Consider the following 20171-nt stretch of genomic DNA (forward strand, 5'->3'; position numbering starts at 1 on the left):
TTAGTAAAGGAGTACAACATGAGCATTTGGCTATATACTTTAACAAAAAAAGAAGAAACAGCAGGAACATTTATTCTTAAAGATGGTAGCGAAATTGATGCAATAACAAATAATTTTATAAAAATTATTAGGAATAATGTAATAAAACAAGAAGCATGGTGGGGGATTAGTCAAAAGTATTCAGATATTGAAGTTGATGATAAGGTATATATTTATGGTAGTGGATATGGGCTTGTGGGCTACGCAATTGTACTAAGTAAAAATGATGATAATAAAAGAATACACATAAAGTTTGATGTTGAAAAATCTCAAAGAATTATAAATGCTGAAATACCATATGAGAGTTTTGATAAGTATTTAATAAAAAAACCTGCTAGATTGCGTTCGGTTATTAAAGTTGATAAATCAATAGAAACTTTTATTCAAAAAACTCTTAATGTTAATATTGATGAAAAAAATTTGTCACCTAATTTGGAGGTATTTACTGTAAATACTGATTTGCCCCAAATATTAAAAAATGTTGGAACATCACAATATACGGATGGTGTAAGAATAGAGAAAGAGTTTCATTCACTTTTAAATCCTGTAGAATCTCCGTATTATGTAAAAAGAGGGAAAGCAAGAAAAATTAAAGTGCTATTTAATAACAAGATTTTTGAGGCAGAGTATAGATATGAAAATCAATCACGTAAGGATGTAGAGCTTCAGAGTATAAGATTTAGAAAAGATTTGAAAGAAGAATTTAAAAAAGTGTTTCCTGCTCCTAAAGGACAATTCACTATACAAGTTGGTATTGATTTAAATTACTTTATTTTTAACCATTTAGCTGAAACTGATAGCGTAGATGATGAAGATGAAGCAAAAGAGTATCCAGAAGGAAAGAAGGCTTATAGAATACATAGAGTAATTGAAAGAAACCAGAAAGTGATAAAGGAAGCTAAAGAGCAGTTTGCAAGAGAACATGATGGAAGATTATTTTGTGAAGCATGTACATTTGATTTTACACAAGTATATGGAGATAGGGGTAAGGATTTTATAGAGGGACACCATAAAAAGTTGGTATCTGAAATGAAAGAAGGAGAAAAAACAAGAATAGAGGATATTGTTATGCTTTGTAGTAATTGTCACAAGATGATACATAGAAAACCTTTACTTTCTGTGAAGGAACTTGCTGAATTGATTAAAAGGAATAAAAGATAAATTTAAGAATATACTGTTATCTAGTGCGCATAAGGAGAATAAATATGAATGAAAATAAAGGAAAATTTTTTGAAGGTAGAGATTTTTATGAATGGGGAATTAATTTTGACATGGATAAAATTAAAGATGAATTTGAGAAAGAAATAGACACATTAGATTTTTATAGGAATAATCACTCCAATATAACAAAGTTCGGAGCAGTAGATTTAGACAAATTAGATTATAAAAAGAAGAAAATATTTAATATTTTTATAGAAAATAAAATTTCTTTAAAAGATATTGAATGGATTTATAATAAATTAGTGAATGAAGAATTTTTTTTATTAGAGAATGCAGAGAAGATAAATGATTATATGTATATAGAAGAATCTATTATTACACAAATTATTGAAAAATACCCTGTGTTTGAAAATTTAAAAGAAAATGATTGTTTTTTTATTGAAGAAATTGCTATTTTGGCTAAGTTGTATTTAAAACAAAAATATATTCATAATAAAATGTGTTTAATTAACTTGTATACTATTCTAGATGAATATATTGCAGATATAATTAAGGTTATAGGTATGTATGATAGCAGATTTTTAGATAATGAAAATATATCAATTCCTTATAAAGAGGTTAGACAGTTTAATAATGATGATATAAAAGAGCTTGCTATCAATGTAATGCTTAGCAAAACTGTATCAGGAGTGAATGAAAAAATAAATAAACTTTTAAATTATTTAGATTTCAAAGAAAAAAACTCATTATTATTCGATAGCATTAGATTATTTAATGCTGAACGTAATATGTTAATTCACAATAGAGGAGTGTATAACAAGAGAGCGATAAAGCTTATAGGGGGTGGTAATGCAAAAAAATTAAAGATAAAAGAAGGAGAAAAAGTTGAAGTAACAGATAAAAAAGTAGAAGAATATTTAAAAATTTCAAAAGACATTATGGAACTTATAAATGACAAAATTTCTAAAAAATATGGATTTCAAAGAATAGATTTAAATAGCGTTTTGTTAGATGAAGACTAAATATTAATAGGGGGATAATAGTATGCCTAAATACGGAAGAGGGTTAAATAGAGAAATCGTTGGGGCAGTAAATATAGGAATGATATTAGAGCCATTTTCAATAAATGAAGTAAGAGAATTTGTGGAAAAGAGAAAGTGGGGAGTAACAGATAATTATTTAAATGTTTGTTTAGCCAATGGTTCATCACTGGAACATAGTCTTACATATAAGAAATATTTTGTATCTTTAGGAGATGGCAAATATAGACTAGTGCAAGATTATAAGGGAGATAAATGGAAATGATATAATAACTTTATTTGATGATTAACAGGTTGATAAAAAATTGACCTGTTTTTATTTATGAATTCAAGAAACCAGAGGAGGTAGAGCTATACTATATAATTCTAGTGTTTAGAGTAAATTGACTATTATGATAAAAAAAGGTAAAATCAAAAGAGCAAAATGGGAAATATTTCTTGTTGAAATTATGATTGCAGATGAAATGAAGACTGCTGTGCATTGGATAATACAGAAGAATAGGAGTGTGTCTTTTTATGTGGGAATGTAAAAAATGCAAAGAAGAAAATGATGAAAACTGTGACGTTTGCTGGAAATGTGGAAGTGATAAAAAGGAAGAACGAATAGAAAAATCATATAAATTAGAGGGAAAACAAGCTATCTCAAAAATGATAGAGAACCAAGAGAAGATAAGGAATATAGGACTAGGTGCGCAAGGTGTTTTAGAAAGGTTTGAGAAACACAGATTAGGAGCATCAGCTATAGAAAATATAACGAGGAATCAAAACAAGCTAAGAGATATAGCACTAAGTGTTCAAAGTGCTACAAGAGGATTGGAGAGCATAGGGGTAGAAGCATCAGTAGTAGGGAATATAATAAAGAATCAAAATAGGATAAGAGATATGGTATTAGGTTTTCAAGGGATTGCAGAAAGATTTGAACACTTAGGATTAGGAGCATCAGCTATAGAAAATATAACGAGGAATCAAAACAAGCTAAGAGATATAGCACTAAGTGTTCAAAGTGCTACAAGAGGTTTAGAGACTCTAGGGGTAGCATTTCAACCTTTAAAGAGTGTAATGACTGAAAAATTAGCAGAAATAAATGAATTAAACTTTGAAGATGTTGATATAGATAGAAATGGAACGATGACCTATACAGGTGAAATAATGGATTTAAATGATACTGTACAAAGAGTCAGTTACTTTCTAGAAGAAGATATTTCAATCCAAGAGAGAATTATGAGAGTTGTTAATTGTTTTAAAAAAGCACATCCTTTAGTTTGTTTTATGATAATATTTTTCATGTATAGCCCGATTCAGTGTGCTTATAATAATTCCGTTTATAATTTGATTAATCAAACAATTGGTGAGCATCGACTAATAGAAAGTAATAATATCATGATGCAAAAAAAAGCAATCAAAAAAGAAGTAAAAAAAGAAATACATAATAGAGTTGATGATGAAGAGCTAAAGAAAGAAATATTAAAAGATTATAGATTTGTGAGCGCTGATTGTTTAAATGTTAGAATGAAAGGAACTAAAAAATCTAGAGTTATTTATAAGTTACATGTAGGACAGCCAGTTAGAATAATAAATAAGCAAAAAAATTGGACACAAATTGAATATAAAAGTGAGGATGGCAATGTTTATGTTAAAGGATGGGTATTTACTAGATACATAAAAAGATTTGACTAATATAAAATTGACTGAGATAGTCGATATTAATCATTGAAATAATGACTTTATTCCTCATGTAAATATACAATGGAAATTGCCGTAATTACATAAAAATGGGGTGGAAATAGTGGTAAGAAGAAATAATAAGAGAAAAGATAAACTGTCTGCTAATTATAAGTTAGCAAAGGAACAGTTTTATAAATTAAATGAAGAATTTTATGATGGTTTTGCAGATGATTATTATGTTTTAAAATTAACTAACTTAATGTTATTATTATCTAATGGAGAAGAATATAAAGAGTTTTTAAAAGATAAAGATATAAAAGTAAAAGGTGCAGAGTACAAGGTTGAGAATAAAAATATAAAACTAGAAAATATAAAAAAATATGCACAAATGGAATTAGCTATGACCTATTATCATTGTTTAGAAACGTTTATAAGAATATTTATCGTACATGCTAGATTAGCTAAATGTCCATGGATTGAATTAGCAAAGATATCACAAAGCAAATTCAAAGAAGAAATTGAAAAACTTAGTAATGAAAAGTTTGGCTACTTAAATAATGAATTAGATACTAATGGTACAATTAGTTTTGTATTTACAGGGATAAAAGAATGGAAAGATAGAATTGGTATAGATGGAATAAAGGGGTTAAAGAAATGGGTGTCGTGGAGTGCATCTGAACTATTAAAAACTTATGATTATAATACTTTTAAACATGGGCTGTATATTTTTCCGAAAGAAACAGGATTTACTCTCGGAGATGAACAAGGGAAAATTCAAAAAAACGGAGATTCATTACGTTATATTGCACGAATAGAGAATGAAATTAGATATATGTGGGCTAGAGAAACAATATGGATAGAATATGATTCTCGTGCTGCCATTATTTATACAATCAGTCAATTGATTAAGAATATAATGTTGGTTGGAAAAGCGTTTCATCTACAACAAAATTATGAGTTAGGATGGTTACCAAATTCACAATGGAGTCCGGAATTTTTAAAAAGAGCTAAAAGCGACTCAATAGTAAACGTTGAAAAAATGAGTTTTTCATTGGATTATTATAAATAATTTGATAGATAGTGTATTTCATACACACATTAAAAACGTAACTTAGAGAAATAACATATATGAAGTATAGTGGAAATAAAATAAAAATATTATAGATTGTATTTGTAATTGAGAAGAGCAGGGGAAACCCTGTTTTTTTATTTCTCTAATTAAGAAAAAGTAGCAATATAAGTAAACAATTAACATAGGTTGAAAAGATTACATAGGTTATTAAAGGACTGAATACAAAAAATAATGTTAAATTAATAAGCTGTTATATAATCATACATATCATGTTAAGTATTGTTAATAGAGATTTAATGAAAACATATTAAAAATATTATGAAAAATCAAAAGAGAGTGACGATAATGATTAATCAACAGATAGATGAAAATTTATTAAAAAAAATAACATCTGCTAAGAATATAAATAGAAGAATTGTTGAAGTAAAAGAAGCACAACTAAAAGATTTGGAAATGATTTTTGAAATAATAACAGGACACAAATATTGGCGGAGCAGTTTAAATTGGATATTAAGTAAAGATTTAAATGAAGGTCATTATTCAAGAGAGCTAAATAGCTTATTAAGAGACAAGGTCAACTATATAAAACCGAGAGAATGTTTAACATCTTACATTCTTGAGCATATAGATAATTACGACAAACAAATGGTTAAAATTGAAAAAGGTGTTTATAAATTAGAAAATTTTTATTTGACTGAATTGGAAAATAGGATAGGGAGAAGCCTAATGGCAAATGAACTATATACAATTGAAGAATTAATAAAACATGATATTGACGGACGTTATGTAGAACGTTGGTATTTAGATGATTTGAACGATGAAATAAAACGATTGTTAATTAAGCAAGATAAGCGAATCGAAGACATGAAAAAAGAATATGGGAAAAAATTTATTGGAAAAAATACATTAGAGTGGGTCAAATTTATTTATTTAGCAAATGAAGTAAATAAGCATTCTCACACTATCAATGTTTTTGACTTTCTTAAAAAACCAAAAACAAATACTGAAGAAGAAAAACAAGCTTTAAATAGAGCTTTAAGTGAGATTAAAAATTTATATGGTAATCAATGTTTAGTATCAAATAAAAATAAAATCATAGCTCTTAATAATTTATATTTAGAACTATATAACATGAGTTTGAAAGATTTTATTGAACATTGTATCAAATATCAAACAAATGATTTAGAGAAAATTAAAGAAGCAATGATGATTCGTCGCCCTGGATTATGGAAAGATATATTAAGGGAGTGTACAATAAGAGCAAAAAAGAACTTGAAAACTAGAGAAGGTGAAAATGTTGATAGTGAAGCAGAGCTAATTATTGATAATTTTTTTCATCAATATAATATACCACATAAAAGAGAGCCAATAGAGATATATAATAAGAATAGAAACGGAATTTATATTCCAGATTGGTTAGTAAATGGAAAAATAATTGTTGAATATTTTGGTTGGTTAGATACTCATCTTATTCCGTATGAGAAAAAAACCAATGAAAAGATAAGGTTTTACCATAGTTTAATTAAAAGAGGAATATATTTTGTTCCTTTGTTTTATGAACATTTAAAGAAGCCTAAAAGAATTTTACTAGAGTTAAACAAGTTTAAAGGAATAGAATTTCCAAATTTTCCTACAGTTCCTTGTTTTGCTAATTTTAGTGGCTTAATTAAACGTGAGTTTTAAAATGGAATTCATTAATTTTGTTTAGATAATTAGGTGGATTTTTAGGTAAAAAATATAGCAAATAAAATACTAGTTTCATTGAATACAAGGTAGTTTGGGGTAAGGAACTATAGGTTACCTTCTTTTATTATTGTAGTAGAATGTTAATGCATATCTGATACCTACATATCCACATTAAATGCATAGCATAAGGGAATGCTTGGATTAGCAAAACTATTGATAAAATGAACCTATAAGGCTTAGGTTCTAATCCCTTTTCTACATACTTCAGCATAAGAACAAGAATAAGTGAGGTTAATACTCTTATCAAAAGTCCTCTATCAAAAGGTAATGCTATGACACTTACCATAAGAGGATTTGCTTCTTCTATAACCCCAAAAGTATGAATACCTAGATAGGTAAGGATGTAGTCACCTAACATAGCGGTGTATATAAAGGATAAAAGAAGATTAGAAGAGGTTATTTTCTTAGGCTGGATGTATATACGTGCAAATTTCATAATCAAGACCCTTTCCACTGATAGTTGGATAGTCTTGATTATTTCCTATAAAGGTGTACTTAATACAATAGATAGTATATTTATTTTTAATATTAATTTGTAAAGGTTAATATTATTTTTCTATGTGTAATTTTGATGATGCTTTTTACAGGAACAAGTTAAACACTGATATTGTTCTATACTTGGCGATGTACTATAATTAGTTTAGAATACATTGTCAGTGGAGGTCTCGATATGGAAGAAAAAATTAAAGTTTGTGCCTACTGTAGAGTATCTACAGATGGTGAAGACCAATTAAATAGTTATGAAAACCAATTAGATTATTTTCAAAACAAAACACATGAACTTGGAAACTATGAATTAGTTGGCATATATGCTGACAAAGGATTAAGTGCAACATCAATGAAAAAAAGAAAAGAATTTTTACAAATGATACATGATGCAGGAATAGACGTTGAGGAATTACAATATAAGCATAATAAAAAAGATAAAATATCACTCAATTTAAAATTAAGTGATAGAGAACCTAAATTTAATAAGATACTTGTGAAAAATACAAGTAGATTTGCTAGAAATATTGAAGTTGTTAGCTTGTTAAGAAGGTTAAGAGAGAAAAGCGTATATGTTGAGTTTTTAGATAAAAACTTATCAACAGAAAACTCAAATAACGATTTTTTTATAAATATGTTTTTAGCAGTTGATGAAAGAGAGAGCAAGGAAAAGAGAGATAGAATTAGATTTGGTATTCTAGCAGGAATGGAAAAAGGAGTAATAATGGCAAATTCAAGATTGTATGGCTACAAAAAAAAGAGTAAATATGAACTTGAAATTATTGAAGAAGAAGCAAATGTTATAAGGTATATATTTGAACAGTATGCAAAAGGAATAGGCATAAGAAGAATAATTAGTCAATTAAATGAACTAGGATATAGAACTAGACGTGATAGACCTTTTTCAAAAAGTACAATTAGCAAAATACTTCAAAATGAAAAATATAAAGGTTGGTTAGTTAGAAATAAATATGATACAGGGGTTTTATTTGTTGATAAAAGAGTTACTCCTAAATTAAGACCAAAAGAGGAATGGGTTATGCATAAAGGTATAATACCTGCTATTGTTTTAGAAGAACTTTGGGACAAGTGTCAAATGATTAGAGAAAGTAAAATCAGTTACACAAATCAAAAGGGTGTGTACTATGGTAAAAGTGATTACGTAAACAAAATTTTTTGTGCTAATTGTGGTCATGCGTATACGAAAAATAGAGATAGAGGAAGAGTGTTTTTTAATTGTGGAACCAAGAAAACAAAAGGAACAGAAGTATGCAATAATATTAATATTTCTGAAAAAAAGCTACAGAAAGTACTTGAAGAATTGTCTAATACACGATACTATCAACATTTTGCAAATAATAGAAAGTACGAAATAGAAAGTGCACAGAAAGAGTTGGATATATTAGAAGAGAGACTTAATAGAGAGGTTAATGAAGAAAAAAAGAATAGAGTAGAAAATGAATTGAAAGAAATTCAAGAAAAGGAACGTAAAATTTTAGAATTGTATCTTGAAGAAAAAGTGAGCAGAGATGTATTGGATAAAATGAGTGAAGAACTCTCTGAGAAAAGAAGAAATATTGAAAAAAAATTAAATCGCTTATGTATGAATAAACAAGAATTGGAAAAGCTTATAAAAAATAAGAATGAATATATTATGGAATTAGAAGATTACGAATGGAAAAAAGAGATGACCAGTGAAAAATTACTAAAAAATGAAATTAAAAGAATAGAAATTGGAAGAGCAAATAAGAATTATGCATTTGGTGATGATGTATTACGAGACAATAAGACTATTATACTCAAATTTGAGTTTAATAGTATAAATAAAGCCCTAGAAATAACTTTAACAAATACTATTTAAATTTATAACTAATTTTATACAGATGCAATGGGTAAGATAATGATTGATAATATAATTTAAATAGGAGATGGTCGAGTTTTCACATTATATAAAGATAAAATTCAGATGATAACGAAGAAAAATATGAGACAAAAAGGTATTAAGCTGTGATACGGAAGAATAGATGAAATGCACCTAATATAGTAAAATTAATATAAATAGAGTACATTTAATAATACTTGTTAATGTATCATAATACACTAATGATTGGGCCACCTGGGTCAGGGAAAACAATGCTTGCTCGTCGATTCCCTACAATACTTCCCGCTATGACTTATGAAGAAATGTTGGAAGTTACCAAAATATATAGTGTTGCAGGCGAATTAACTGATCATGAGTCCCTCTTGGAGGTAAGACCTTTCCGATCTCCGCATCATACTATTTCAAGTACTGCACTAGTAGGTGGCGGAAGAGTTCCTAAACCAGGAGAAGTGTCCCTTGCTCATTATGGGGTATTGTTTTTAGATGAACTTCCTGAATTCCAAAGAAGTGTTTTGGAAATGCTACGTCAGCCTATGGAGGATGAGGTTGTGACTATTTCAAGACTGAATACAACTCTTACTTATCCGTCTAAATTTATTTTAGTGGCTAGCATGAATCCTTGTGCATGCGTAAGCAAAGCGCGTGGTCTTTTTTATTTTGAGGTGAGAAATATAGAGTTAATGTAACCTTTTCTTTATCAACCTTAACTTTTTTTACAATACTTCTCAATAGTTTTTTCTTGTCATTAAAATCAAGATATTCATATGTATCTCTAAACTCTTCAATAGATTTTATAAACACATCCATATTACATGTTTCTGTGTAATTCGAATCTAATTCATTTTCAATTTCAAAAAGTTGCTTGTTATAGTCCTTTTTCTGTTTTTCAAGGTCTCTATATCTTTTTTGTATTATGATTTCAGGAAGAGTACCTTTTCCAAGTGCATTAACCAGATTTTGTATTTCACTTTCAAGACTATCTATTGCAGCTTGAGTTTTATTTCTTTTTGCTATAAGGGGTACACGCTTAGTTTCTAATTCATCGTTAGTGCTTTCTAATATATCTGTAATGAATTTTTTATCATTGCATATTTCCTTGATATAATCAATAATGATATTTTCTAATACATCAGTTCTGACGTTGTTATTATCACACAATACTTTGGATTTTTGCTCTCTCGTTAGACATCTAAAATAATTGAAGTATCCTTTTTCTTTAGTACTAGATTTTTTTGAACTGAAAACAGACATAGCAGAACCACATCTACCGCAGCGTACTAAACCTACAAGTGGAGATTTTTCACTTTTACCAGTACGTGGAGCGTGATTTTTGTTAGATTTTAGCTTCATTTGTACTTTCTTATACATTTCCCCGGGAATGATTCCTGGATGCTCTCCAATTACTAATATCCATTCTTCTTTACTTCTTTGTCTAGAAGTGCTTTTATGTGCTTTTCTACGATTATAAAACATAAGTCCATAGGTACCATCAAATTCTTTTTTTGAATTAACTATTTGAATATTGGTGTGATTTTTAAAATATTCATAGGCAGTTTTATCTGCAATACAGTAAAGGGAATTTTGAAGCATTCTTGACATTTGATTATGGGCCCAGGTGGAATTATTTTTAGTTTTATAAGAGTATTCAAAAGAATTTGCTCTAGTGACATTGTTTCTAATAGATCCTTCGAATTCTAAATACCACTCATAGAATTGCTTTACAATTTCAGCTTCATCATTTTTTATGATTAGCTTTGATGCTTTTTTATTTCTACCATTGGTGTTAGTAGTTTCTTTTATAACATCAAAACCATAGGGAACAGGCCCACCATTCCATTTTCCCATTTTAGCTCTATCGATCATGTTGTCTCTAACTCTTTCAGCAATTGTTTCTCTTTCTAGTTGAGCAAATACACTAGACATATACATCATTGCTTTACCTAAAGGGCTGCTTAAGTCAAAATTGTCCTTTACAGATATAAAACTGACTCCCATATTATCTAATTCATTTATAAGAGAAGAGAAGTCATTTACAGATCTAGAAATTCTATCAAGTTTGTAACATACGATTGAATTAAATTTACCTTTTTCTGCATCCTGCATCATTTGAGCAAAGCCAGGTCTATCTAAAGTTTTACCGGATATATCGTAATCCTGATATATAATGTAGTCCCAATCTCTTAATTCACATAAAGATTTACACCTACTAATTTGATTCTCAATAGATTCTCCTTTTTCAGTTGCTTTAGATTTACGAGCATAAATAGCTGCTGTTGCCACAAGTTTCACCTCCTACATTATATTATACGTCAAAACAGGTATATAAATATATGGAATAATGTCCTAATCGGTTGTTTTATTATAAATAAATATTGATGGTAAGCTACCAAGATATAGCATTCTTTTTTCATCGATAGCCCAAGTTGACTTTTCCTTTGCCATAAATTTAAATTTTTCAATAAGAAATTCTTCGGTAACGAAGAAATAATTTACAAGATCATGAAAGGTAGTTGCTATTCTTTGTTTAATAACGGAAATGAGCATATTGGTAGGGATTAAGAAATTTGTAGCCCATTTTAAAGCTAAGAGCTCTTTTTTATCTACATTTATTCTGTCGCTGTAGCACATATATCTTCTTGGTGTTATATCTCCTATAGTAGTCCTGTAATGTCCAACTTCTTCGGCAAGTACTATTCTATACAATCTTTCATTATTTCTAATCTTTTCGGCTATCAAGATTAGAGAGTAATCTCCATCAGAGTAATAATATCCAAGAACAGAAGGAGGGAGGGGCATAAATTCTTTAATAATTTCACATTTAATTATAATAGTTTCTAATTTATCTGTTGGGATCATAATTTATATCTCCAGGTATTAGATTTTTAAAGTTAAAGCTGAATTTAAAGTTAATCATGAACATAAAGGAAGATTTTTCATGAATTATAAATTTGAAATAATATTATCAGAGAAAAAGATATGTGTAAATTTTGGTAATTTGGTGTGAGAAGCTGTTAAGGGTGATTTTCTTTAAAAAGCTAAGAAATACGAAAGTATTTGCAAAATAGAACATATGTTCGATAAAAAAGATTATTACATAAGTACAGATTAAAATTTAATAGGTTATAGCTGTAAAATAAGCTTGATACGACACATTTAGACAAATTTTCAATAAGTTGTCGTGTAGAATAATTATTGATATGCTGAAATAATTACTTTACCAGAGAAAAAGGAGATTAAAATGATTAATATGGAAATATACTATAATTTCATTATGAACAAAACAAAAGAAAAGAAAATAAATAGAAAAGTTAATACAGAAATTATTTCATTAGGAATATTTTTTATTACTGGGTGTCTAGCAATAGTTTTTATTGTTTTAGGGTTGTGTTTAGGAGTTAAAACAGGGAATTATGATGATAGTGGAATGTATATATTAGGATCGTCTATTCTTATTTTTCCTTCAGTAATTTTTATGGTATATGCAGATTCAAAAGATCCATTATCTGATTTATCCATAGGTGATAAAATTATTGGTTATTTATATTTTTTCTTAAAACAGATAGATGGTATTGAAAGTAAACCAGAATGGATAAGAAAGATTTATTTTATAAAATTAAAAAGAATAAGAATGATAATTTTACATCAACTCTATATTATTTCTAAGAATTTAAAAAATGTATTTATTTTTGAACAGAGAAAAGAGGAGTTGTGTTTACTTGATAAGATAAGAAAAGTATTACGAGAAAAGATAATTGTTCTCCTAAAAGATAAAGAGAAAGGAGAACCTAAAGCAATTGAGTTTATTAATATCTTAATTACATTATATGGATATAATGTTTATGATTTAATTACAAAAGACGATCAGAATAAGCAAATGTTATTGGAACATCTGAATATTCAAAGAGAATGTGAATTAAAAAAATTGAATATGATGTTAAAAGAAATTGAAGAATTAGAAAGTGTTCTTGGTGATGAAAATAAAAAATTTATTTTTATGCGAATAAAGAGTACTTTTTCAAATACATATGTACTTATGGTTTTGGCTACGTTTTTTTTTGGAGTATTATTCTATTTTAAAAATGTTCTTGGAACTGTTTCGGATATAATAACTTACATGACTGGGATTTTAACATGGTTAGGAATAATTTGGAAAAGAAAAAAAGAGTAAATTTTGATTCGAAGTGCATACGTGTATTTTTTTCGAATAAAAATATTGTTAAAAAAATTATTCTAATGATGATGTATTTATATAAATTATTTATTGTGCAGCTATTTTGGAATAGAATCAACATAATATCCTTGACCAATGCGAAGAAAGTGAAGTTTTATAATGGGAGTAGAATCAGATGTAACTATATTGTCTTGTGCAAAATAAGGTATATATGAAGAAAACACCATAGTTAAAGATAAAAGAGATATTAAATACATGTAATCGTATCTATTATACATATTATTCTGAAGCAAAATAAATCAGTGTTGATATTGTATTATTTTTAAAAAGAAAATATACTATTTGTATATAACACCTATAATACAAAATAATGGACAAAATGGTATATATTTGAACAAATGAAAAAGGGGGATTTTAAGGATGTCAGGAATAGAATTATTTGGCATTATTGCTGGAGTAGCTTCTATAATAGGTTTGTTTATTGGAGGAACAGTGATAAAAAGAAAACTAAAAGATGATAACTCTGTTAAAAGAAATAAACAAATTATAAAAGGTGGAAGTTTTAATCAGCAAGCTGGGAGAGATATAAAAAATGTTAAATAGTAATAAACAGGATATAGCTGGTGATCATAATCAACAGGCTGGACATGATATTATTAATATTAATTTAAGAGAGCATAGAAAAGCACTAACATTCTATGAAGAAGATATAAAAGATGTTATAATTTATTTTTCAAGAAATATAAATTATATTGATGGAAATATAGATGATATGAAAAAGATACCACTTGAAGAGAAAAATGAAATAAATGGATTATCAGAAGATTATTTTGAAATAATAAAAGAAGATTTTATGGAGTACTTTGCTAAAATAGACACTTTTTTAAAAGATCCTAAAAATGTAGAATATCTTGAAATGTACCAAGGCACTGTGGGAGAATTGAAGCATAAAATTACTATTAGAAGAAAATATTATGAATATTTTGAAGAAATATTTGAAGATTTGTATGACTATATTTTTAAAAGAAATAAAAAAGAAATAAAGTCGGAGAAAGGAATTATTTGGGTATTTCTACATTATATGTATTGTAATTGTGATATAGGAAAAAAGTGTAAAGAGGAATGATAATATTGATTAAACCACATAAGTTTTTAAATTTGGATAATTGTGTTATTAATATCAGTAGTATGATTATCGAACAATTACAAATAAATGGTATAATGACATACAATGAGTTATATGAGGCTATATATAGAGTAAATGGAGAAAATATGAAATATATTTTTATGCCAGCAATAAGTTTTTTATTTCTTCTAGGTAAAATAAACTATTATAAAGAATCAGATACTTTGGAGCTGATAGAATGAAATTAATGAAATTGTATTCAAATAAAAATAATTTTAAAACAATAAAATTCAATGAAAGCTTAAATATTATATTAGGTAAAGTAACTAAGGCGTATGACAGAGATAGAGACACACATAATCTAGGAAAAACTACATTAATAGAGATAATTGATTTTATGTTATTAAAAGATATTTCTAGCAACAAGAAGCATATTTTCAAAAAACATAGAAATAAATTTTTAGAGTATGAATTTTTTTTAGAAATCAAATTAAATAGTGGTAAGTTTCTAACAATTAAAAGATCTGTTCAAAGAAGTAGTAGAGTTTCTTTTAAATTACATAAAGAATGTTATCAAAAATTTGTACATTTAATTGAATGGGATCATGAGGAATTATCAATAAATAGTAAAATACCAGATAAGAATGCAAAGAGTATTTTGAATAGTTATTTAGGATTTAACGTATTAGAGAAATATGGATATAGACAGACAATTAATTATTTTTTAAGAACTCAAGCTGACTATGGAAATGTTTTTCATTTGAATAAGTTTGCAGGTAGAGACATTAATTGGAAACCTTTTTTGTTTGAGTTGTTAGGCTTTGAGGGTTCGTTTATTTATCAAAAGTATGAATCCGAAGATAAATATAATGAACAAGAAAAGATAGCAAATGAGATAAAAGAAAAATTTTCTATTAATACTGCTGAATTAGACAAAATTAATGGGCTAATTGATATAAAGCAACAAGAAAAAAATGAAGTACAAAAGTTAATTGATGAATTTGATTTTTACTTAAAAGAGCAAGGAATCAGTAAGGACTTGGTAGAAGAACTTGAAAGTAAAATTGCAAAATTAAATACAGATGTGTATAATTTGAAATATGATATTGAAAGAATTAAAGAAGGTCTTAATATTGGAATAAATTTTAATTTAAAAACAGTGGAAAAAATTTTTAAGGAAGTAAACATATATTTTCCAAGTCAGTTGAAAAAAAGCTATGAAGAACTTGTAAAATTTAACAATGAAATTACAAGTGAAAGAAGTAAGTACTTAAAGGAATCGTTAATAAAAAAAGAAGCACTAATTAAAGAAGTGGAAAAGAAATTGATAGAATTAAATGAGGAGAGAAAGAAAAAATTAGCATTTTTAAAAGAAGAAGATTCTTTTAAAAAATTTAAAAATTATCAAGCAGAATTGATACAAATTGAAAGAGAAATATCTGATCTTAAAAGTAAAATTGACAATATTGATGTAATTAAAAATATTAATGAACAATTAAAGGATTTATCTGGTGAGATTGTTGATAAAACAGAGAAAATACAAAATCAAATCCAAAATGGAAATAAAGAGTATAGGAATATTAGGCTATTGTTTAATCAGTTATTAATCAAGATTATAAATAGAAAAGGAATATTATCTATAACACCGAATAAAAAAGGTAATGTTGAATTTTATGCAGAAATAGCAGACTTTAATAAAGAAGAAAGTACTTCTCAAGGGGAAGGAAATACATATAAAAAAATTTTATGTGTATGCTTTGATTTAGCTCTTCTAATTCATTATAGTAATAAAAGTTTTTATCGTTTTGTTTATCATGATGGTAGCTTGGAGAGCTTAGATAATAGAAAAAAACTTAATTATTTGGAACTGCTTAATGAAGTATGCAAGGAATATAATTTGCAGATTATATTAACAATGATTGAAGATGATATCCCTACTATGAAAAATGGAGAAAAATATAAGTTTAATGCAGAACAAATTGCATTAATATTAACTGATGAAGATAATAATGCTGGAAGATTATTTGAAATGGAATTTTAGTATAATATTGAGGATTCTAGCTTTTGTAGTTTGTGTGAAAAAATATTTTGATAGATATAAAAAGGTGATCCACAAAGTCACCTTTATTTTTATATAAAACATTCCAGAAAATCGACCTTAAATGACAAATTTCACGAAAGAATACGTGTAAAATGTATAAAGATGTATTTTGATGTATGTAAGTTTAGAATTACGGATTATGGAGATGTGGATAGAAGGATTATGAAAAATGTAGCAGGAAACAATTCTAAGAATTACGTTTTAAATAATAGCTGAATTTATTATAAAAAATAACATTTTGTAAGCGAGTATTTTAGCTATAATTCTGTAAACAACACGAGATTATGCAACAATCAAAAAGGAGGATTTGTTTGATGAGTAAAATTCCATTTAGAATTAGGCACGGTCTATTGAATGAAAAAACAATTGATGATGATTTTCCAGAGCATACTCGAAATGGACTATATAATATATTATATGAGTTTGTAGAAAAAGGATGTATTAAAGGTTCATGGCTAAGCATGCGACAAGAAATATACAGGTGTGGAAGAATTAAATTTACTAATCAGGATGAGGATTTTTGTCAAAATGATGTAGAATCGGCGTTATATAAGCTTGAGTGGAGCCAAATCTATACATTTATTGAACGAATTTATGAAAAACTACTAAAAGCAAGGTATGTACCTGGAGATTTAATTGAACTAGAAGAGGCACAACTTAGATTTCAAGATGAAATTAATACATTGGTTAGAGAAGATAATCTAGCATATGAAATTATGGATGGGCAATTTATAAGAGGTGGTCATGCTATAACAAGAAAAAATGTTGAGAAAATGGGAATAGTATTAGCAGAGAATAGATTCTCTCAAGCAAGAACGCATTACAACAAGGCATTAAAATTTTTTAGAAAGAATCCTCAGCCAGACATTGAAAATTCTGTGAAAGAGAGTATTTGTGCTCTAGAATCAACTGTTGAAGTAATTACCGGTAAACCTGTAGCTAATGATTTTACGAAGTATTTAAACAAACTACAAGGAAATGCAGAAGGACAAATTCCATCTCCAATTGTTCAAAGTGTAATAAAAATATTCGCATATCGTGGAGGAGCTAAGGGGGTTTCCCACGGTAATACAAATGGATTAAATATATCAATACATGAAGCTGAATTAGTATTAAATCTAGTAGCTGGATATATAACTTATTTTATTGATAAATTGAACTATGATGAAGTGCCTTTTTAAGCTACAATGCAGTAATTATTTTTCAATATATTAGTATGGTATGGAGAACATCTATAATGTTAAGCCATTCGAATATAATACAATTATATGCTGTGGTAAAAAACTCAAATTTCAACCTAAAACAAGAATTAGATTTTATCTAGTTCTTATTTTTATACAGAAAATTTTAGGAAATCGACCTTAAATGACAAATTCTACTCAAACATAAGTGTAAACTGTACAAGAAGATTTCTAAGAATCTTATACACAATTATTAGGAGGTTAAATATGAAGAATAGAACTTTAGATTATTATATATGTCCTAAATGCCACAATGGTGGTGAGTATGATATAACTGTACCTGGATTTACTATTACTTGCTGTAGATGTGGTTATAGAGATTCACATGTTAGATGTGACAATTGTGGTGTAGAAGGTGGATTTGTTAAAAATATTTCTAATAAACCACACAAATGGGTTTGTGATTATTGTGGCACTATTAATAAACTAGATGATAATTTTTATAGAATACCAGTTAAAATACCTAATTCAACAAAAATGAAAAAAAGTAATACCAAGAAGAAAAGAAAATCTGAATTTTTAAAAAGCACTTTATTATATTTGGTATTATACTGTTTTATACTTACTACATGCTTATTGGAGGATAGCAGTAATTTTGATATATGGGTTGCCATTAAAATGCTTGGCGCAACATCTGGAATTTTTGTAGCAAGCTACGTGGGCTTAAAAGGAGGTTCATTTAGGTTAGGGCAGCAGGATAGATTAAAGCTTTTTATTGAAAGACTACATATACCACATAGGATAATTATGACACATATTTGTATTTTTATTGTGGCTCTATTAATAGTTAGTTTTACTGATGATGGTTCTAGTGCTAAAAATTTCATCAGAACAGAAAAAATTGATCAAGAGCTAATTACTGCAATAGAGAAAACATTTAAAAGAACAGATATAAAACAAATAGTAAAAATAGATGATGAATATATAATTACTTTTTCAGATGAAAGTACAGAAGTATTTGAGTATCTTGGTGAATAAGGGGATGGTTAAAATCTCAACATCCTAAGCTGAAATAAGAATTAGATTTCATCTAGTTCTTATTTTTTATACAAAACATCATGGGGAGTCGACCTTAAATGACAAAATTTATACAAAGATGGGTGTAAAATATATGAGGATATATTTTGATGTATGTAAGTAAAAATTACCAAATATTGATTCTCAAATACTACTTTAAAAGGAATCAAAAACGAATTTAAAATAGCCGTAAGCAAGTGATAGTTAAAATTTTTAAGGGGGATTATATCAATGAAGAATAAGTTGGAAAAATCAGAAAATAAAAGCTGTTTAAACAGATACATTGAATATATTAAAACAAAGTTTCCGAAGACTTCTGTGGAGACTAGGAAGGCAGCAATAAGACAATTTTTATTATATTTAGAAGAAAAATCAAAAGTGATATCTCAAGCACATTATGCAGATGTAGATGATTTTATTGAACGAGAATACTCTGAAGATACTGCTCAAGCTACATTAAATAATTATTTTTCTTATTTAAAGGGATTTTTCCAGTTTTGTAAATTACATAAAGATAATGATACAATTGAATTTGATAAAATTCAATATAAGAGGGGTAAATCATCAAATTTTATAGTATATAGTGAAAAAGAAATAAAAGAAATTTTTCAAATCATTAATGAAAAGAATAGAGAATCTTTAAAGTTAAGGGATCGGGTTATGTATAGTTTGTTGTTTTATACTGGTTGTACCCTTAAAGAATTACACTCAATTAATATTTATAGAACTATCAAAGATTTTTATGATGATGATTTTTATATAATCTTAGACAAAAAGGTGATTGGATTTAGAAATCCTAATCTTAGAGAAATTCCTTTGCCTAATAAGATAATTGAAAATATTATTATGTATATACAATTCCTTGAAGAAAAATATCATACTACATTACCAAATGGATGTTATTTGTTTGCAACTTATTATGGAGGAAACTTAAAGAGAATTAAATACTCTTCTTTACAAAGAAGAATGAATGATATTAAGAAAATAAGTAGTTTTAATAATAAGAAATTATCAATAAAAAACACTAGACATACCTTAATAAAGAAATATATTGAAAATGAAGAAAGAGTAGATTTAATTAGTGAGGCATTTGACATTGATATTACATCACTAAAAGTGTATTTTGAGAAAGATTTAAAGAGAGAAGAGGAAATTAATAACATGCTTTTAAAAAGACATCCGTTAAAACATATTGTAGATTTCATGTAGATATAAGCTAGCATACACCTTATGGCATTATACACAAAACTACATAGTATACCATGAATTTAAAATCAATCCAATGCAATACAATGTAGTGAAAACTCAATATTCAGCCTTATAACAAGAATTAGATTTTATCTAGTTCTTATTTTTTATACAAAAGATTCTAGGATATCGACTGTAAATGACAAATTTTACAGGGAAATAGGTGTAAAATGGTT

At 27.3% G+C, this 20171-nt stretch carries 18 protein-coding genes and 1 pseudogene; 16 read left to right on the forward strand and 3 right to left on the reverse strand.

Features of this window, described 5'->3' with window-relative positions; translation table 11 throughout:
- Positions 1 to 18: 18 nt before the first annotated feature.
- The 6 genes from K7H06_RS06955 (at position 19) to K7H06_RS06980 (ending at position 6660) form a co-directional block, all read left to right on the forward strand.
- Positions 19 to 1200, forward strand: a complete 1182-nt coding sequence (locus K7H06_RS06955) for an HNH endonuclease (RefSeq protein ID WP_223039155.1) — start codon at positions 19 to 21, stop codon at positions 1198 to 1200.
- Between the two features lie 44 nt (positions 1201 to 1244).
- Positions 1245 to 2222 (forward strand): hypothetical protein, encoded by a 978-nt coding sequence (locus K7H06_RS06960; protein ID WP_223039156.1) that lies wholly within the window; start codon positions 1245 to 1247, stop codon positions 2220 to 2222.
- Between the two features lie 22 nt (positions 2223 to 2244).
- The gene (locus K7H06_RS06965) at positions 2245 to 2505 is read left to right on the forward strand and encodes a hypothetical protein (protein ID WP_223039157.1); all 261 of its coding nucleotides are present in this window, start codon (positions 2245 to 2247) and stop codon (positions 2503 to 2505) included.
- Between the two features lie 251 nt (positions 2506 to 2756).
- Positions 2757 to 3917 (forward strand): SH3 domain-containing protein, encoded by a 1161-nt coding sequence (locus K7H06_RS06970; protein ID WP_223039158.1) that lies wholly within the window; start codon positions 2757 to 2759, stop codon positions 3915 to 3917.
- 109 nt (positions 3918 to 4026) lie between these two features.
- Complete coding sequence (locus K7H06_RS06975) at positions 4027 to 4974, forward strand: hypothetical protein (protein ID WP_223039159.1); 948 nt, start codon at positions 4027 to 4029, stop codon at positions 4972 to 4974.
- 348 nt (positions 4975 to 5322) lie between these two features.
- Positions 5323 to 6660 carry a hypothetical protein gene (locus K7H06_RS06980; protein WP_223039160.1) on the forward strand — a complete coding sequence of 446 codons (1338 nt, stop codon included), beginning with the start codon at positions 5323 to 5325 and terminating at the stop codon, positions 6658 to 6660.
- A gap of 127 nt (positions 6661 to 6787) precedes the next feature.
- On the opposite strand, the gene K7H06_RS21510 is transcribed toward K7H06_RS06980, so the two are convergent.
- Positions 6788 to 7159, reverse strand: coding sequence for a DUF5658 family protein (locus K7H06_RS21510; protein ID WP_223039161.1), 372 nt, complete (start codon positions 7157 to 7159; stop codon positions 6788 to 6790).
- A gap of 234 nt (positions 7160 to 7393) precedes the next feature.
- On the opposite strand from K7H06_RS21510, the gene K7H06_RS06990 reads away from it, so the two are divergent.
- Together K7H06_RS06990 and K7H06_RS06995 are read left to right on the forward strand one after the other, a co-directional pair.
- On the forward strand, positions 7394 to 9070 hold the full coding sequence (locus K7H06_RS06990; RefSeq protein WP_223039162.1) for a recombinase family protein: 1677 nt from the start codon (positions 7394 to 7396) through the stop codon (positions 9068 to 9070).
- Positions 9071 to 9300: 230 nt separating this feature from the next.
- Positions 9301 to 9720 (forward strand): annotated as a pseudogene (locus tag K7H06_RS06995) (ATP-binding protein); the annotation flags it as partial.
- On the opposite strand, the gene K7H06_RS07000 reads toward K7H06_RS06995, so the two are convergent.
- The gene (locus tag K7H06_RS07000) at positions 9698 to 11380 is read right to left on the reverse strand and encodes a recombinase family protein (protein WP_343216816.1); all 1683 of its coding nucleotides are present in this window, start codon (positions 11378 to 11380) and stop codon (positions 9698 to 9700) included. The pseudogene K7H06_RS06995 and the gene K7H06_RS07000 overlap by 23 nt on opposite strands.
- Before the next feature lie 54 nt (positions 11381 to 11434).
- Positions 11435 to 11947, reverse strand: a complete 513-nt coding sequence (locus K7H06_RS07005; RefSeq protein WP_223039165.1) for a peptidase — start codon at positions 11945 to 11947, stop codon at positions 11435 to 11437.
- A gap of 382 nt (positions 11948 to 12329) precedes the next feature.
- Between K7H06_RS07005 and K7H06_RS07010 the strand changes: the two genes are divergently transcribed.
- From K7H06_RS07010 to K7H06_RS07045, 8 genes are all read left to right on the forward strand, one after another.
- Positions 12330 to 13259 (forward strand): hypothetical protein, encoded by a 930-nt coding sequence (locus K7H06_RS07010; protein ID WP_223039166.1) that lies wholly within the window; start codon positions 12330 to 12332, stop codon positions 13257 to 13259.
- A gap of 423 nt (positions 13260 to 13682) precedes the next feature.
- On the forward strand, positions 13683 to 13865 hold the full coding sequence (locus tag K7H06_RS07015) for a hypothetical protein (RefSeq protein WP_223039167.1): 183 nt from the start codon (positions 13683 to 13685) through the stop codon (positions 13863 to 13865).
- Positions 13855 to 14388: an ABC-three component system protein gene (locus K7H06_RS07020; protein WP_223039168.1), complete on the forward strand. Its 534-nt coding sequence runs from the start codon at positions 13855 to 13857 to the stop codon at positions 14386 to 14388. The genes K7H06_RS07015 and K7H06_RS07020 overlap by 11 nt, the downstream gene beginning before the upstream one ends.
- A gap of 5 nt (positions 14389 to 14393) precedes the next feature.
- Complete coding sequence (locus K7H06_RS07025; protein ID WP_223039169.1) at positions 14394 to 14630, forward strand: ABC-three component system middle component 8; 237 nt, start codon at positions 14394 to 14396, stop codon at positions 14628 to 14630.
- Positions 14627 to 16429, forward strand: coding sequence for a DUF2326 domain-containing protein (locus K7H06_RS07030; RefSeq protein WP_223039170.1), 1803 nt, complete (start codon positions 14627 to 14629; stop codon positions 16427 to 16429). Before K7H06_RS07025 ends, K7H06_RS07030 begins: the two co-directional genes overlap by 4 nt.
- A gap of 374 nt (positions 16430 to 16803) precedes the next feature.
- The gene (locus K7H06_RS07035; protein WP_223039171.1) at positions 16804 to 17670 is read left to right on the forward strand and encodes an AbiJ-NTD4 domain-containing protein; all 867 of its coding nucleotides are present in this window, start codon (positions 16804 to 16806) and stop codon (positions 17668 to 17670) included.
- 267 nt (positions 17671 to 17937) lie between these two features.
- Positions 17938 to 18708, forward strand: coding sequence for a hypothetical protein (locus K7H06_RS07040; RefSeq protein ID WP_223039172.1), 771 nt, complete (start codon positions 17938 to 17940; stop codon positions 18706 to 18708).
- Between the two features lie 270 nt (positions 18709 to 18978).
- Positions 18979 to 19956 (forward strand): tyrosine-type recombinase/integrase, encoded by a 978-nt coding sequence (locus tag K7H06_RS07045; protein ID WP_223039173.1) that lies wholly within the window; start codon positions 18979 to 18981, stop codon positions 19954 to 19956.
- Positions 19957 to 20171 lie beyond the last annotated feature (215 nt).

It is taken from the genome of Crassaminicella profunda (genome assembly GCF_019884785.1).
Lineage (GTDB): Bacteria > Bacillota > Clostridia > Peptostreptococcales > Thermotaleaceae > Crassaminicella > Crassaminicella profunda.